Source organism: Micromonospora sp. NPDC048986 (genome assembly GCF_040649335.1).
Taxonomy (GTDB): domain Bacteria; phylum Actinomycetota; class Actinomycetes; order Mycobacteriales; family Micromonosporaceae; genus Micromonospora; species Micromonospora alfalfae.
Window position 1 is genome coordinate 188,800 of record NZ_JBEZFJ010000003.1, and the last position, 13,682, is coordinate 202,481.

Sequence of the window (13,682 nt, forward strand, 5' to 3'; positions counted from 1 at the left end):
AGGTCGTCCGCGCTCCACTCCAGCGAGCCGATCCCCTCGCGTACCCAGAAGGGCCGGCCCAGCGGCGTGACCGGCCCGTCGGCCGGTGCGACGCCCGGGGTGTCGGCGGCCGGACCGGCCGGATCGAGCCGGACCGGCAGCGGACCCCGGGCCAGCGCCACCCGGCGGACCGTGGCGTGCGGCACCGCCTCCAGCCAGCCCCGCACCTCGGCGGTGGGCGCCAGTCCGACGAAGGCCGGCCCGCCCGTGGTGCGGGCGTCCAGACGCAGCCGGGTCTGCTCGGTACGCGCGAAGGGCGCCTCCTGCCGCAGCAACCGGTCGAGGTCGGTGACGACGATCGCGTGACCGGGTGTGCGGACCGTTTCGAAACGGGCGGCGAAGGACCCGTCGGGATCGGCGTGTCGGGTCACCAGCCACAGCCCGCCACCGGCGAACAGCGCCGGAATTCCCACCACCAACAGCAGCACTCCGGCGATCACCCGCACGAACCGCATCCGCACCGTCCCCCCTCCGTAGCCAAACACCCGGCCGACCTTACCGACGTACACCGTCTGATCAGGGGATATCCACGGCACGGCCGACATCGACTCCGAAAAGCACACTGGCCCGCCGGAAGATCCGGCGGGCCAGCGGATGAACAGGGTCAGGCCTTGGCGACCGGCTCCCGACGGGTACGCGTGAACGCGAGCCCACCCAGCACCAGGCCGGCCAGACCGGCGACGAGACCGGCCACACCGAGGCCGACAGCGAGCCCGTTGCCGTCGTCGTCGTCATCGTCGTCGGGCGAGGCGACGGCTGCGGCCGGCGACGCCGAACCCGACGGCGCCGCCGCGGCGGCAAGGGTGAGCACCGGGGCCGGGTGCTCCGGCTCCTCGGCACCCGGCGCCGGTTCGTCGATCCACCGCGAGATGTTGCCGTCCGAGTAGGTCTGCAGGGTCTTGAAGACCATCGAGTCGACCTGCGGCAGCGGCCCCAGCGAGACAGGGAACTCCTGGAACTGACCCGGCTTCACCCCCGCGTCACCGGAGGCCGTCCAGGTGATCTTGGAGACCGCCTCGGTGAGCTGACTGCCGTGCACCTCGATCGGCGGGTCCACCTTCCGCTTCTCCGTGGCGACAGTCCAGCCGGGCACCGGCATCGTCGACACCGAGCCGACCGGGGCGTTCTCCGGCAGCACCACCTCCAGCTTGGTGGTCGACGCGCTGTCGCTCTCGTTGGGCACCCGGAACGCCACCCGGGCGTAGCCACCCTGGGTCGCCTCCTTCGGGTTCACTGTGACGTGCGCGGACGCCGGTCCGGCAAAGCCGAGCACAGCGGTGGCGGCGGCGGTGAACGCCAGGGCGGCAGCGGCGGTTGCGGTACGCCGGAATCGGGTCATGGGTTTCGCGAACCTCTCTAACGGATGGGCACGGTGGCGGTCACCGTGGCCTGGTCGATGTCGGTCGTTCGGGCGGTGATCTTCAGCTGCCACTCGCCGGGGGTCGGCAGACTGATGTCGCCGTAGGCGTGACTGTCGGTCAACCGGAGCAACGGCACCTCGATCGGCTCGATCCCGGCCGAGGGCAGCGCGACCGTCGCCTTCCACTCCGCGACCAGCAGTGGCTGGTTGGCCTTGTCGTACGCGTACAGGTGCACCGAGTTGTTGCCCCGCTCGGCCGGGCTCACCTCGACCTCGACGGTCAGCAGCGGGTTGGACAGCCTGGTGCTGAAGAAGCCGGCCTCGGCCCCGGCGGACGGGCCGGCCGCGGCGGTGCGGGCGGGCGTGGTCTGCACGAGCGTGGCGGACACGGCCAGCACCACCACTGTGACGGCCAACTCCACCAGGACCGCCCGGCGCACCGGTGCCGGGCGTTGCGCCGCGACGCGGCTGCGCACCAACTTCCGGGAGTACGCGGCAACAGCGATGACCAGCGCGAACAACCCGATCTTGGCGAGCAGCAAGCGCCCGTACGTGGTGTCGAAGAGCGCCTGCGGGGTGGCCACCTCGATCAGCGCCTGGACGGTGCCGGCCAGCAGCAGCGCCGAGACGGCGAGCGCCGCCCAGCGCGACCAGATCGGCAGGATCGCGCCCAACTCCCGCTCGTCGGCCTGGCGCAGCAGGAAGACGGCGAGCATGAGCAGACCGCCCAGCCAGACCGCCATGCTGCCCAGGTGGACCGCGTCGACCACCACGGAGACCGCCGGCGCCGGGGAGGCCGCCGGGTGCCCGGCCAGCGGCCAGGTCAGCAGGGCGGCGCCACCGAGCACGGCCAGGATGATCGCGTCCGCGCGGCCGGCGGGCCGGGCCAGCAGCGGGCGGAGCAGGAAGACGGACGCCGCCAGCAGGCCGAGTCGGACCAGGTGGGCGGCGCCGAAGGCACTGCCGAACACGCTGCCGAACCCCTCGCCGGTGACGTCGAAGAGACCACCGCCGGCCGTGTAGGGCACCTGCAACCACAGGTCGGCGACTGTGGCGAAGGCAACCAGACCGAGGCCGGTCCAGGCCAGCCGGGTCGGCCCCCGCCGGGAGAGCCGTCGCGGCCAGAGCGCGGCGAGCACCAGCGCCGGCCCGACCAGCAGCACCAGGCCGGCGTAGCCGAGGAAGCGGGCCACCTTCACCGCCGTGCCCACCACCGGGTTGGCGCGGCTGTCAGTGCCGGAGTCGACGGGTGGGGTCGAGGGTGCGCCGACCGAGTAGGTGTACGCCCCGGAGACCGGATGGCTGTCGGCGGAGATCACCCGGAAGCTGACCAGGTAGGTGCCGCGGGCACCGGCCGGGTCCACCGGAATGGTCACCACACCGCCGTTGAACGACGGTTCACCCCGGTCGGCCCGGGAACCGTCCGGCGCGATGACGCGGATCTTGCCGGGCACCTTGCGGACCGACTCGCTGAACGTGAGGACCACCTCGGACGGCCCGCTCGGCACGATGGAGGCGGCGGCCGGGCTGCTGCTCTCCAGCACCGCGTGGGCGCTCGCGGAAGTGGCTGGCGCGATCAACAAGGCGACGACGGTGACCAGGAGGCCGGCGGCTGCGGCCAGCCTGGCGGCCCAGCGGCGGGGGGCGACAGTCATGCCGGCCATGGTCGCCGATGGGTGTCCCATTCGGCGACCCGAGGGGGGTGGGCGCGTCGGTTGTCGCACGTCATGAAGTGGTAGTCGGCTCGGATCGGGGAAAAGTTCCCGACGTGGCGCAGACCATCCACGGGCCGAACGACCCTGACGCGCCGCCGGCTGCCGCGTAACCTGATGTGTCGTGATCCCTGTCCCGCGTGACCCCGGTGCCGCCGGTCCGGCAGAACCGGTCGACGAGGTCGCCCGGGACCCGGCAACCGGGTGGGCGCTGACCGCCCGCGACGGTGACCCCACCGCCCAGGCGGCGTTCGTCCGGCTGACCCAGGCCGACGTCTGGCGGTTCGCCGCCGCCCTGGTCGACCCGGACAGCGCCGACGACCTGACCCAGGAGACCTACCTTCGGGCGTTCCGTGCCCTCCCCGCCTTCGAGGGTCGCTCCAGCGTCCGCACCTGGCTGCTCGGCATCGCCCGCCGGGCCTGCGCCGACCACCTGCGCACTGTCGTCAGGCGTCGGCGCCTCGACGAGCGCCTGGCGGCGAACGCGTACACCGACCGACCGCACCCGGACCCGGCCGGTCAGCTCGGCGCCGCCGACCTGGTCCGCCGCCTCGGCCCCGACCGCCGCTCCGCGTTCGTGCTGACCCAACTGCTCGGCCTGTCGTACGCCGAGGCCGCCGCCGTCGAAGGGGTGCCCGTCGGCACCATCCGTTCCCGGGTCGCCCGGGCCCGGGACGACCTGGTCGAGGCGGTCGGCGACGCCCTGACCGGCTGAACGCGGAACTTCCGGCGCGGACGGGACGACAAATGAGCGTGACAGCACCTTCCACCCGGGGCGGCCGTTGGCCACTGGTCCGCCCGTGGCTCGGCATCGCGGCCCGGCTCGGCCTCGCCGCCGTCTGGTTGGTCGCCGGCGCGTCGAAGGTCAGCGATCTCGCCGCCTCCGGGCGGGCGGTCAACGCGTACCAGGTGATGCCGTACGACGTGGCGACGGTGATTGGCGCGGCCCTGCCCTTCGTCGAGCTGGCGTTGGGTGTGCTGCTGCTGCTCGGGCTGGCCACCAGGCTCGTCGCCGGGGTGTCCGCCGCGCTGCTGGTGGTCTTCATCGCGGGGATCGCCTCGGCCTGGACGCGTGGGCTGGCCATCGACTGCGGCTGCTTCGGCAGCGGCGGGCAGTTGGCGGCGGGGCAAGCACCCAGTTACCTCCCGGAGATCCTCCGGGACCTGGGATTCTTGGTGCTGGCCGGATTTCTGCTGATCTGGCCGCGTACGCCGGTATCGGTGGACGGGTGGCTGTCCGGCGAACCCGTTGTGGAGGACGAGGATGAGTAGTCGCAAGGGGCAGCGGGACGCCGCCCGGGTGGTCCGCGAGCAGTTGGCCCGCGAGCGGCGCCGCCGCCGCACGATCTGGGTCTCCGCCGCCGCAGTAGTCGTCCTGGTCATCGCCGGCGTCGTCGGGTGGGTCGTCTGGTCCAACCAGCGTTCCGACAGCTTCACCACGCCACCCGGCGCCAACGCGGACGGCACCGGCATCGTCACCGGCGGCGGGCCCGTCACTGTCGACGTCTACGAGGACTTCCTCTGCCCGGCCTGCAAGCAGTTCGAACAGACCAGCGGCTCGACGCTCGAACAGTTGGTGGCCGAGAACAAGGCGACAGTGGTCTACCACCCGGTCGCGTACCTCAACCGTTTCTCCACCACCCAGTACTCCACCCGCTCCTCGGCCGCCTCCGGCTGCGCGGCGGCGGACGGCAAGTACCACGAGTACGCCAAGGCGCTCTTCGCCCAGCAGCCGCCGGAGGGCAGCGCCGGGCTCACCGACGACCAGCTCATCGACATCGGCACCAGCGTGGGCCTCGACCGGGGCTCCTTCGGCGGCTGCGTGAAGGACGAGACGTACCGGACCTGGACCGAACACGTCACCGACGACGCCAGCCGGAGCAACGTCACCGGCACCCCGACCGTGAAGGTCAACGGTCAACAGGTCGAGAACCCCACCCCGGACGCTCTCACCGCAGCAGTGGCGGCGGCCGGCAAGTGATTCGTACCCTGCTGAGCCGCGCCGGCCTGATCGCCGCCGCAGCCGGCCTGGTGACGGTGATCAGCGCGGCGCCCGCCGCCGCGCACGGCGCGGACGCACCGGACGGCACCGACTACCGCACCCGGACCACAGGGGTCGCACCGGCGCGGCCAGGGCTTGAGGTACGCGTCATCGAGGCGGGCGCCCGACTGGAACTGACCAACCGCACCGGCCGTGCCATCGAGGTCATCGGCTACTCCGGTGAGCCGTACCTACGCGTCGGCCCGGACGGGGTCTTCGAGAACAGCCACTCCCCCGCCACGTACCTGAACCGCACCATCGCCGGGGACACCGCGCTCCCGGCCGAGGCAGACCCGGCCGCCGCACCCTCCTGGAAACGGATCGACGACGGCACCACCGCGCGCTGGCACGACCAGCGCGCGCTGTGGCAGGAGTCGGCACCACCGGCCGCGGTACGCGCCGCACCAGACCGCGAGCACCGGGTCCGGGACTGGACCATCCCCCTGCGCGACGGCACCGACCCGGTGGCCATCGGCGGCACGCTGGACTGGGTGCCGCCGCCGGACGCGTACACCTGGTGGGCCGTGACCATCGTGGGGCTGCTCGCGGTGGGCGCGCTGGGCCTGTTCGCCGCCACCGCCCCGGCCGGCGCACGCGCGCTGTCCGCGCTCGGCGTGTTGCTGATCGTCGGCGGCGTGCTGGCCGTCGGGTACCCGGTGGGACGGGAGTTGGACGCTGGCGCCCAGGGCGTGGGCGGCGTGCTGGTCGGGCTGCTCTCCGGGCAGATCTGGTCCCTGCTCACCGGCCTCGGCGCGATCGCCGCCGGTTGGTACGCGCTGAGCCGCCGCCCGGCCGCCGACTTCGTGACCGCGCTGGCCGGAGCCTGCCTGGCGCTCTTCGCCGGAGCGTCGAACGCCGCCGTGTTCGCCAACGCCATCGCCCCGGTGCCCTGGTCACCGGTGGCCGCCCGGGTGATGGTGGCGCTCTTCCTGATCACCGGCGCCGGCGCGACAGCCGCCGGCATCCTGCGCCTACACGCCACCTCCCGCACGACCGCACCCGCCGTACCAACCCCCTGACGGAACGCGCAGGGCGAGGCGCCCGCCCTAATCGATCATGGAGTTGTGGTGCCCGTTTGGTTCCATAGCGGTCCGGTCGGGGGGCGGGTTACGGGTTTGGGGTGAAGCCGTAGGGGAGTTCCAGGCGGTGCTTCGCCAGCAGCGGGGTGTCGTTGAGCAGGGTGCGGGTGGGGGCGTCGGCGACGATCCGGCCGTCGTCCAGGATCACCGAACGCTCGCACAACTCCGCCGCGTACGGCAGGTCGTGAGTGACCATCAGCAGGGTCACCGGCAGGCCGCGCAGGATCTCGGCGAGTTCCCGACGCGCCGCCGGGTCCAGGTTCGACGACGGCTCGTCGAGCACCAGGATCTCCGGGTGCATGGCGAGCACCGTGGCCACCGCCACCCGGCGGCGCTGCCCGAACGACAGGTGCTGCGGGGCCCGGTCCCGATGCTCACTCATCCCCACCGCGGCGAGCGCCTCGTCCACCCGGGCGGCCAGCTCGGCCCCCCGCAGACCCAGGTTCGCCGGCCCGAACGCCACATCCTCGGCCACCGTGGGCAGGAACAACTGGTCGTCCGGGTCCTGGAAGACGATGCCCACCCGGCGGCGCACCTCGGCCAGGGTGGCCCGATCCGGGGTGACAGTCAGCCCGCCGACGCTCACGCTGCCCTCGGTCGGGGTGAGGATGCCGTTGAGGTGCAGCACCAGGGTGGTCTTGCCGGCGCCGTTGGGCCCGAGCAGCGCCACCCGGTCGCCACGCGGCACGTTCAGGTCGACCCCCTGAAGGGCGACGTGCCCGTCCGGGTACGCGTAGCGAACGCCCCGAACGTCCAGCGAGGCAGCGGTCTGCACGACACCGATCATGACAGCACGACGGCGGTGGCGGCGATGGAGGCCGCCAACACCGGCACCGTCGCCGCTACCAGCCACTGACCAGCGCTCGCCGCACCCTCGCCCTGCCACACGGCTGGCATCCGCCCGGTGTAGCCCCGGGACAGCATCGCCAGATAGACCCGCTCGCCACGCTCGAAGGCGCGCAGGAACAACGCCCCGACCCCGGCGGCGAAGCCGCGCAACTGCCACAGGAAGCGCGGGTCGTCGCCCCTGGAGATCCGGGCCACCCGCATCCGCCGCGCCTCGCCGACCAACACGTCGAGGTAGCGCAGCATGAACGTGGCGATCTGGGTGAGCACCTGCGGGCAGTGCAGCCGGTCCAGTCCCACGATCAGGTCCCGGGTGGTGGTGGTGGCGGCGAGCAGCAGCGAGGCGAGCACCCCCAGGGTGCCCTTGGCCAGGATGTTCCACGCGCCGTGCAGCCCGTCCTCGGACAACCGCAGGCCCAGCACCTCGACCCGGTCGCCGCTGCCGAGGAACGGCAGTGCCACGGCGAACAGCACGAACGGCAGCTCGATCAGCGCCCGGCTGAGCAACCACCGTGGGCCCACCCGGGCCAGCGCCGCCACCGCCGCCACCAGCACGGCGTACGCGCCGAAGGCCCAGAACGCCTCGCGTGGGGTGGCCACCACGGCAAGGGTGAAGACCACCATCGCCACGATCTTGACCTCGGGCGGGAGCCGGTGCACCGGCGAGTCCGACTCGCGGTACAGCACGTGCCCGTGACCGGCCCCCATCCGCGTACCCCTGCTCAGCTGGCCGCGTCGGCGCGACGCCGGACGTCGCCGGACGTCACGGGGTCGCCCTCGGTGGGCGTCGCCGCGTCAGCATCGGTCGGGGTGCCACCTCGACGCCGCAGCAGCCAGAACCCGCCGGCCCCGATCGCGAAGGTGAGCAGCACCCCGAGCACCCCGGAGAGGCCGGTGGAGACGAAGCTGTTCCGCACGCCCCGGACGCCGTAGTCGGCGAGCGGACTGTCGGCCAACTCGTGGTCACGGGCCTGCTGGGCCGGGCAGCTACCCCCGACGATGTTGTCGTCGGCGTCGACCGTGCAGCCCTTGAGCAGTGACGAGTCCAGCCCATCCGGGTGCGAGGAGGCGTAGTTGCTCACCACGCCGGCGAGCAGCAGGGCGACCAGCAGGCCGCCGGCCAGGAAGGCCCAGGAGCGGTTCTTCATCGGACACCTCCGGCGACCGGGACGGCGGGGGCGGCGGGCGCGCGCAGGGATCGCAGCGCGTACACCAGGTCGGGGCGCACCTTCGCGACGGTGAGCACAGTGGTCGCGGTGATCAGGCCCTCGCCGATGCCGATCAGCAGGTGGACGCCGGCCATCGTGCCGGCCAGGCCACCCAGGTTGTTACCCAGGTCGGTGGTGCCACCCAGCCAGTACTCCAGGACGAAGCCCTGCGACGCCACCACCACGCTGAGCGTCGCGGCGACGAACGCGGTCACGGCCAGACCGGCCCGCGTGCGGGGCAGCACCCGCAGCAGCAGTGCGATCAGCGCGTACGCCGCGGCGGTGCCGAGCAAGGCCATGTTCGTGATGTTGAGGCCGAGCATCGCCACGCCGCCATCGCCGAAGATCAGCGCCTGCACGACAAGCACCACTGCCACGCAGAGCGCGCCGACCCACGGGCCGACCAGCATGGCGGCGAGCGCGCCCCCGAGCAGGTGACCACTGACACCGGCCGTGAAGATCGGGAAGTTGAGCATCTGGACGGCGAAGATGAACGCCGCCACCAGGCCGGCCATCGGGGCCAGCCGGTCGTCCAGGTCGCGTCGGCCGCGCAGCACGCAGGCGGTGAGCGCGGCAAGAGCGAGCGCAGCGAAGATCGCTGCCACGGGACCGTCGATGATCCCGTTCGAGATGTGCATCGCCAGTGTCTCCACGCGACCTCCCACGCGTCAGCGGGCCCGACCGGGCCGGCGTGGGTCAGCCTATTTCCCAACCGTCGTTGTTGCCAGACTCTGGCAACAACGCATGGGCTTGATCACTCCAGGTCAGGCCCGCCGACGCGTCCCGCCGACGGCAGCGCCCGCCGCCACGGCGGTAGGGTCGGGACCATGACCTCGCCCGACCGCCTCTCCCCCGGTGACCCCGCGCCCGAGTTCACCCTCGCCACCGACACCGGCGACCAGCTCTCCCTCGCCGACCTGCGAGGTCGCAAGGTCGTCCTGTACGCCTACCCGGCCGCGATGACCCCCGGCTGCACCAAGCAGGCCTGCGACTTCCGCGACTCGCTCGCCTCACTCCAGGCCGCCGGCTACGAGGTCGTCGGCATCTCCCCGGACAAGCCGGAGAAGCTGGCGAAGTTCCGCGAGCGCGACGCCATCACCTTCGCGCTGGTGTCGGACCCGGACAAGACCGTGCTGACCGCCTACGGCGCGTACGGCGAGAAGCAGCTCTACGGCAAGACCGTCACCGGCGTGATCCGCTCGACGTTCGTGATCGACGCCGACGGCAAGGTCGAGCGGGCGCTCTACAACGTCAAGGCCACCGGGCACGTCGCCAAGCTCCGCCGCGACCTCGGCCTGGACTGACCTGTCGGACCGGTTCGCTACGGTCCGTCAGTGGTTCGATACAAATACACGCCCGAAGCGCTGGCCTGCGCTGCCGCCGCCGCACACAACATCACCGAGGTGATGCGGTTGCTCGGCGTTCGCGTCAGCGGTGGCTCGCACGCACACATCAGCCGACAGCTCAAGAGGTTCGGCATCGACACGTCGCACTTCACCGGCAGCGCGCACAACAAGGGACGGCGTTGGCGGCGGATGTCCCCTACAGAGCTGCTGGTAGTACTGCCAGACGGATCTCGCCGGATTCCGGGCATCCGCCTCAAACGCGCCTTGGCGACAATTGGTCTCCCCGAGACCTGCGAGGTGTGCGGCATCGGGTCAACGTGGCAAGGCGCCCGTCTGACCCTGCATGTGGACCACATCAATGGCGATTTCCTCGACAACCGGCCACGCAACCTCCGCCTGCTCTGCCCCAATTGCCACAGCCAAACCTCCACCTACGCTGGCCAGCGACGGCCTGCACTCGTCGAGCCCGAGGTGGTCTACGATTCCAATGCGGTTACTCCGACCGGCTTTCCGTTAGGCAGGCGACTGCCGCGTCGGTTTGAGTGGCCGTGGACGCTGGTGGAGTACAGCTTCAAGGGGCCGTAGCCCAACGGCAGGAGGCATGCGGTTTAGGTCCGCACCAGTGCGGGTTCGAATCCCGTCGGCCCTACATCAGCATTGCGTGACGCCGGCTCCTGGCTCGGACAGAGCCAGGACCGGTTGTCGGGCGCGTCACTGTCGCGGGCCATGGGCCTGGTCGTCGGGTCAGGATGGCGAGCGTGAGTCTGCGCTTCGTCCTCGATCCTGACCTGACCCCGCAACTGCGTGCCGAGATCGTCGACCTGTGGGTGGACGTCAGCAACGCCGGTGGGGCGGTCGGTTTCGTGCCACCGGTCACCGCCACCGACGTGCTCGTCACCGCCGATCCGACCTTCGCCGGCATCGCCGACGGACCGGACCGGCTGCTGGTCGGCTACTCCGGGGATCGGCTGGCGGCGATGCTGATCTTCAGTGACAACCGTTTTCCGCTCACTGCGCACTGGTGTGTGCTGAAGCGGGTGATGGTCCACCCGGACACCCAGGGCGCCGGCTACGGCTCGGCGCTGATGCTGGAGGCCGCCCGACTGGGCAGGACGTTTGGCCACGAGGCGCTGCACGTCACGGTGCGCGACGGGCTGGGGTTGGACAAGTTCTACGGGCGCCTGGGGTACCGGGAGATCGGCCGGCTGCCGGGCGCGTTGCGGGTCGCCTCCGATGATGACCGGGACGAGATTCTGATGTGGCTGGATCTGAGGGTGGCCGACTGAGCGGTCAGCCCTCGCACCATCGGGCGTTGGCCCGGGCCGAGCTGGTGGTCGGCGCGTCGGTGGCCGGGGCGCTCGTCCTCGCCACCTCGACCGAGCGACGAGTAGGCGTCGGCGTGACGGAGGGTCGGCTGCTCGGCGGTCGGGTCGACGCGGACGGGCGACGCGGGGCGGCCCCGGCACCGGGCGCGTACATCCGGACCGTGCTGTTCTGCACCTGGCCCGGCGCCATCCGGATGCCGCCGACGGTGACCCGGTTGCCGTACACGTCGGTGACCCGGACGTTGAACGGGCCCGGCCCGGCGCCGGAGGCGATCAGCCAGTAGTTGTAGTCCTGCCGGGCGGCCGACTGCCACGGGTCGCTGTCACGCTGCCGGACCTCGACGGACCGCAGCGGGTTGCCGTGGTTGCCGACGCGGACGGCGAACCACCACTGCGACGCGCCCTCCTTGATCCGGAAGGTGAGCGGTCCGGGCAGCGGTGGGTTGACCACCGCGCGGTAGGTGACCGCAACGAGGCCCTGGACGGGGTCGGCGATCCGGGCGAACGCCTCGCGGGACAGGTCGAGGTGGCCGGGCTCGCACTCCGGGCACTGGTCCATGATGAGCACCCGGACGGTGCCCTTGGGGCCGACGACGTCGAGGAATCCGCCGCAGGCGGCACCGGCGGAGTATTCCGTCGGACCGAGCGCGACGTAGAGCCGGTTGGCCGGGGCAGCCGGGTTCGAGCAGTTGCCGCCGGCACCCTCGGAGTCGTAGAAGGTGGCCTTGCCGGTGTGCGTGGCGTTGCCGGTGGGCGGCGCGGCCAGCGTCCGACCGGCGGCGCAGGCCGGGGTGGAGCCGGAGCGCAGGGTGAGGGTGAGTCCGAGAGTCGCCGCGAGGATGGTGACGCCGGTGGCGACCAGCCAGGGCTTCGCGCCGGACGACGGCGCGGGCCGGTCCGCTGGAGGATGGTCCAGGTCGATGGTGATGTCGACAGCGCTTCCGTCCGTCACGACGGCGATGCTGCCGGACCCGATCGGGTGCCGACAAGCGGGCTAAGCCAAAGCTAAGACAGCATCGACGGACGGTGACCGTGGGGTGCCGATTGCCGGTCGGCGGCCCGGTCAGGGCGCGATGACGATCGGGGCGTCCACCGCCAGCGGTCCGCTGTCGAGCGGCACCAGATTGAGTCCGAAGAGGAGTTTCTGCCTGACGTTGCGGTGCCGCCCGAGGGTGCGCAGCGGCTCCTTGGTGCGTACCCCGGTCTCCTGGTCGGTGGTGGTCACCACGCAGCGGTCGCACGGCCCGGCGGCCTGGAACGACCGCTCGCCGATGCGCAGCCGCCGGCCCACCCAGTCGTCCTCGGCCCAGGCCGGCGCACCGTCGATGACCAGGTTGGGTCGGAACCGGGTCATCGGCACCGGTTCCTCCCCCGCTTCGGCCAGCCAGTCGTTGAGGGCGTCGAGGGAGGTGGCGTTCGCCAGCAGCACCGGGTAGGCGTCGGCGAAACTGACCTGCTCACCGGTGTCGTGTTCGCGGGTCCCGGCGGCCAGGTGGCGGGTCGGCTGGGCCAGCCAGACCAGTCGGACCGGTCGGCCGAGCAGGGCGCCGAGCCAGTCGTCGGCCGCCTGGCCGGCCGGCAGCGCGGGGACCGGGAAGGTGCGGCTGCGGAACGTACGGACCGCTACCGGTTCGCCGCCGGCCGGCTCGGGCACGTCGAGGTCGGGTTGCCCGTCGGCGCGCAGCGACAGGCCCCCGGGGCGCACGGCGGCGCGCAGGTTGACCAGCCGGGTCGTGTCCCGCTGGGTGACGCCGACGCCGTCGGCGTCCACGACCATCCAGCGCCGGTCGCCGGCCAGGCCCCACTGGTGCACGAACGCGCCGTCGTGGTCGAGCCGGTGACAACCCTTGACGGGGTACGTGTGGATCGAGGTCAGCCGCACCCGGTTACCATGCCACGCCGATCCCGTCGCCCGGGTACCAGTGGTTGGCTGGGGTCTCCCGGTAGGCGAGGAACCGCCGGCCGGTGCGTTCGGCGTGCTCGGCGAGCACGTTGGTGCTGGTGACGTTGTCGGTGAGCAGGATCGCGCCGGGGGCGAGCTTGGGCTCCACGGCGTCGAACTCACGCTTCTCGTGGGCACGGCTGTGGTCGCTGTCGTGCAGGAACAGGTCGACGGGGCGGTCCAGCGCGCCGATCGAGGCGATCGAGTCGCCGATCACCAGGTCGACGACCTCCGACCATGGCGTGACCCGGGCGAGGTAACCGGCCTCGGGGTTGATGTCCAGTGAGGTGACCCGGCCCGGGTGCCCCTCCTGGGCGTTGCGCAGCAGGGCCGACGCCAGGACGACGCTGCCGAGTCCCTTGTCGACACCGGTCTCGACGACGTGGGTGGGGCGGGTGGCACGGACGATGGCGTACCAACCGATCCGTCGGGCGTAGCGGATCTCCTTGTCGGCGAGGCCGCGCCGGTCGGAGGCGGCGATCGCCGCGAGGAGGTGCTGGCGCAGGCCGTCGTCCGACTCGATCTCGCCGAGGTACGCCCGTACCTGCTTGATCGGGATGTCGCAGACCACGCTGACGAACCAGGCGAGGTGGTTGCGACTCAACGAGGTGAGGTCGTACGTGTAGTTGTGGTGCTCGCGGGAGGTCAGCAGCCAGCGCGCCGAGCGGCGCAGCACTTTGGCGTCGTGCCGCGCGACAGTGCGAAGCCGCTTGGGAAAGGCGGCAATCGGGGCGAGTGGGGTACGCGCGACAGCCCGTCGGAGCTTGATTCGATCCACGGGTGC

Annotated in this window: 16 protein-coding genes and 1 tRNA gene; 8 read left to right on the plus strand and 9 right to left on the minus strand. The window is 71.9% G+C overall.

From position 1 onward, the window contains the following. Positions 1-643: 643 nt before the first annotated feature. Together AB0B94_RS08735 and AB0B94_RS08740 are read right to left on the minus strand one after the other, a co-directional pair. Positions 644-1,378 carry a YcnI family protein gene (locus tag AB0B94_RS08735; RefSeq protein WP_357270317.1) on the minus strand — a complete coding sequence of 245 codons (735 nt, stop codon included), beginning with the start codon at positions 1,376-1,378 and terminating at the stop codon, positions 644-646. A 17-nt stretch (positions 1,379-1,395) separates the two neighbouring features. Then, positions 1,396-3,063 (minus strand): copper resistance protein CopC, encoded by a 1,668-nt coding sequence (locus AB0B94_RS08740; RefSeq protein WP_357271021.1) that lies wholly within the window; start codon positions 3,061-3,063, stop codon positions 1,396-1,398. A 172-nt stretch (positions 3,064-3,235) separates the two neighbouring features. On the opposite strand from AB0B94_RS08740, the gene AB0B94_RS08745 reads away from it, so the two are divergent. From AB0B94_RS08745 to AB0B94_RS08760, 4 genes are read left to right on the plus strand one after another with little or no spacing between them, the layout of a single operon-like run. Next, entirely contained in the window at positions 3,236-3,826 is a 591-nt protein-coding gene (locus AB0B94_RS08745) for a sigma-70 family RNA polymerase sigma factor (protein WP_357270320.1), read from the plus strand. Positions 3,827-3,858: 32 nt separating this feature from the next. Then, positions 3,859-4,383, plus strand: coding sequence for a MauE/DoxX family redox-associated membrane protein (locus AB0B94_RS08750; protein WP_238670924.1), 525 nt, complete (start codon positions 3,859-3,861; stop codon positions 4,381-4,383). After that, the gene (locus AB0B94_RS08755; protein ID WP_238670923.1) at positions 4,376-5,092 is read left to right on the plus strand and encodes a thioredoxin domain-containing protein; all 717 of its coding nucleotides are present in this window, start codon (positions 4,376-4,378) and stop codon (positions 5,090-5,092) included. The genes AB0B94_RS08750 and AB0B94_RS08755 overlap by 8 nt, the downstream gene beginning before the upstream one ends. Further along, positions 5,089-6,171 carry a hypothetical protein gene (locus AB0B94_RS08760; protein ID WP_357270324.1) on the plus strand — a complete coding sequence of 361 codons (1,083 nt, stop codon included), beginning with the start codon at positions 5,089-5,091 and terminating at the stop codon, positions 6,169-6,171. Before AB0B94_RS08755 ends, AB0B94_RS08760 begins: the two co-directional genes overlap by 4 nt. 88 nt (positions 6,172-6,259) lie before the next feature. Here the strand turns inward: AB0B94_RS08760 and AB0B94_RS08765 are convergent, their stop codons facing one another. From AB0B94_RS08765 to AB0B94_RS08780, 4 genes are read right to left on the minus strand one after another with little or no spacing between them, the layout of a single operon-like run. Continuing rightward, complete coding sequence (locus tag AB0B94_RS08765; protein WP_357270327.1) at positions 6,260-7,018, minus strand: ABC transporter ATP-binding protein; 759 nt, start codon at positions 7,016-7,018, stop codon at positions 6,260-6,262. Then, entirely contained in the window at positions 7,015-7,785 is a 771-nt protein-coding gene (cbiQ, locus tag AB0B94_RS08770; RefSeq protein WP_238670920.1) for a cobalt ECF transporter T component CbiQ, read from the minus strand. Before cbiQ ends, AB0B94_RS08765 begins: the two co-directional genes overlap by 4 nt. A 14-nt stretch (positions 7,786-7,799) precedes the next feature. Then, positions 7,800-8,225, minus strand: coding sequence for a PDGLE domain-containing protein (locus tag AB0B94_RS08775; RefSeq protein WP_357270330.1), 426 nt, complete (start codon positions 8,223-8,225; stop codon positions 7,800-7,802). Next, positions 8,222-8,938, minus strand: coding sequence for an energy-coupling factor ABC transporter permease (locus AB0B94_RS08780; RefSeq protein ID WP_112582195.1), 717 nt, complete (start codon positions 8,936-8,938; stop codon positions 8,222-8,224). Before AB0B94_RS08780 ends, AB0B94_RS08775 begins: the two co-directional genes overlap by 4 nt. Positions 8,939-9,112: 174 nt before the next feature. On the opposite strand from AB0B94_RS08780, the gene bcp reads away from it, so the two are divergent. From bcp to AB0B94_RS08800, 4 genes are all read left to right on the plus strand, one after another. Beyond that, positions 9,113-9,589 carry a thioredoxin-dependent thiol peroxidase gene (gene bcp, locus AB0B94_RS08785; protein WP_357270333.1) on the plus strand — a complete coding sequence of 159 codons (477 nt, stop codon included), beginning with the start codon at positions 9,113-9,115 and terminating at the stop codon, positions 9,587-9,589. 30 nt (positions 9,590-9,619) lie between these two features. Further along, on the plus strand, positions 9,620-10,216 hold the full coding sequence (locus AB0B94_RS08790) for an HNH endonuclease (protein WP_357270336.1): 597 nt from the start codon (positions 9,620-9,622) through the stop codon (positions 10,214-10,216). Beyond that, a tRNA-Leu gene (locus AB0B94_RS08795) sits at positions 10,207-10,280 on the plus strand. Before AB0B94_RS08790 ends, AB0B94_RS08795 begins: the two co-directional genes overlap by 10 nt. A 109-nt stretch (positions 10,281-10,389) precedes the next feature. Then, the gene (locus AB0B94_RS08800) at positions 10,390-10,917 is read left to right on the plus strand and encodes a GNAT family N-acetyltransferase (protein ID WP_357270339.1); all 528 of its coding nucleotides are present in this window, start codon (positions 10,390-10,392) and stop codon (positions 10,915-10,917) included. Positions 10,918-10,921: 4 nt separating this feature from the next. Here the strand turns inward: AB0B94_RS08800 and AB0B94_RS08805 are convergent, their stop codons facing one another. The 3 genes from AB0B94_RS08805 to AB0B94_RS08815 form a co-directional block, all read right to left on the minus strand. Continuing rightward, positions 10,922-11,908: an expansin EXLX1 family cellulose-binding protein gene (locus AB0B94_RS08805; protein WP_357270342.1), complete on the minus strand. Its 987-nt coding sequence runs from the start codon at positions 11,906-11,908 to the stop codon at positions 10,922-10,924. A 111-nt stretch (positions 11,909-12,019) separates the two neighbouring features. Continuing rightward, positions 12,020-12,838 carry an MOSC N-terminal beta barrel domain-containing protein gene (locus AB0B94_RS08810; RefSeq protein ID WP_357270345.1) on the minus strand — a complete coding sequence of 273 codons (819 nt, stop codon included), beginning with the start codon at positions 12,836-12,838 and terminating at the stop codon, positions 12,020-12,022. 4 nt (positions 12,839-12,842) lie between these two features. Next, positions 12,843-13,676, minus strand: a complete 834-nt coding sequence (locus AB0B94_RS08815) for a class I SAM-dependent methyltransferase (RefSeq protein ID WP_357270348.1) — start codon at positions 13,674-13,676, stop codon at positions 12,843-12,845. Positions 13,677-13,682: the final 6 nt, after the last annotated feature.